This is a genomic window from Rhizobium sp. PP-CC-3G-465 (genome assembly GCF_004343445.1).
GTDB classification, from domain to species: Bacteria; Pseudomonadota; Alphaproteobacteria; order Rhizobiales; family Rhizobiaceae; genus Ferranicluibacter; species Ferranicluibacter rubi.
Window position 1 is genome coordinate 1 of record NZ_SLYH01000055.1, and the last position, 1620, is coordinate 1620.

Consider the following 1620-nt stretch of genomic DNA (forward strand, 5'->3'; position numbering starts at 1 on the left):
TCCAAGATCATCACACTCCCATGCGCATCGCTTCCGGCATCCACGATATCTCTGCTTTCGCCATAAGAGAATACGCGTGGTTTTCAGACAGTCTGTGGAAGTTTTGCGACAGATCCACCTTCGAAGATTGAATGAGCAAGCCACAGCTGTTCGGCGCTGACTATAGCGTCTATGTACGCATCACACGCCTCGCTCTCCACGAGAAAGGTGTCGAATATGATCTGATCCCTATCGACATCTTTGCCCCGGACAATGTGGCAAGGAGCTATCTTGAGAGGCAGCCGTTCGGGAAAATTCCAGCGTTTGAGCACGAGGGTTTCCGCCTGTATGAGACGGGAGCCATTACCCGCTATGTCGATGAAGCTTTTGAGGGAGCATCGCTCCAGCCTTCGGAGCCGAAGAAACGGGCTCGTGTGAATCAAATCATCAGCATTGCCGATGGCTACATTACCCTCAGCTCGTATGGGGAATGTATGTTGAGCTTGTCTCGAAGGCAGAGAAGGGCGAGCCGGCTGACGCAGCTCGTGTGGCGACAGCCCGTGCGAAAGCCCCGATTTGTCTGGAAACTCTTTCAGATTTCTTGGGAGATGGCGCTTGGATCGCCGGGGATCGTCTCACGCTGGCCGATCTCCATGTCGCACCGATGCTCGACTATTTCGTTATGGTTCCCGAGGGGCAGGAGATGTTCTCCAAAAAGGCAAATCTTGCAGAATGGTGGCAACGCGTAAGCGGCCGCGAAAGCATTCAGATCACGTTCTCCTCCAAGTAGCGTCCTTCTATGTCGCGGAAATCCTGCAGACCGTCCGAAAACTCAAGGCAGGAAAATTTCGTTAGAAAATGATGCTAGCAGCTTCTCCTGCTGCCACCGTCTATAGAATGCATCATATTGAATAGTCGGAATGCCGGAAGGAAATTCTACGTAGGAAATTTCATTCTGAGTTTTCGGACGGCCTGCCTGATTTTCGCGTTCGGCACAGCACCGACCGTGGATGGAACTTGTTGATGACCCGTTCTCAAGCTATGTTCAGGGGACAGGCTTGGCCCGCGCCTCCTCCCTCCCATCGGGGAAGTATCGTTCATACGGGGTATTGAGATCATCGAGCCATCTGTTCGAGCGCCGCATAAGGAGGGATTGCGTTTTCTGCTCGGAATGGACGTTCCCTGATGAAGCTATCTGCTCCGATTTATCAACTGAAGCGCCGAGCCAAATTGTTGGCGCGGAATGAAAAAATCCCCCTGCATTCGGCGTTGGACCGCATAGCACGCGACGAAGGTTTTGCGGGGTGGAGCCTGCTTTCCGCCCGAGTTGCAACATCTGCGACGGCAAGCGAAATGCTGTCCCGGCTTTCTGATGGCGATATGCTCCTGCTGGGAGCGCGGCCCGGTCATGGCAAGACCCTGCTCGGGCTTCAGCTCCTGCTCGATGCCATCCGTGACGGCCGGCGAGGTGTCTTCTTCACCCTCGAATATACCAAGCAGGAAACCCATGCGCGTATCCGGTCGCTAGAAGGCGAGTCGTCGGGCCTTGGGGTTGCTCTGGAAATCGTGACCTCTGACGAGATTTGCGCCGACTATATCATGCGCCATCTCGCCGATGCCTCCCGGGGGACGGTCGCCGTT

The 1620-nt window shown here is 54.8% G+C and carries 1 protein-coding gene and 1 pseudogene; both read left to right on the plus strand.

Annotated features, from left to right (window positions below; translation table 11 throughout):
- Positions 1-131: 131 nt before the first annotated feature.
- A pseudogene (locus C8J33_RS26780) lies at positions 132-769 on the plus strand (glutathione S-transferase family protein).
- A 395-nt stretch (positions 770-1164) separates the two neighbouring features.
- The coding region (locus tag C8J33_RS26785) for a DNA helicase (RefSeq protein WP_245507314.1) at positions 1165-1620 on the plus strand (456 nt) is incomplete at its 3' end.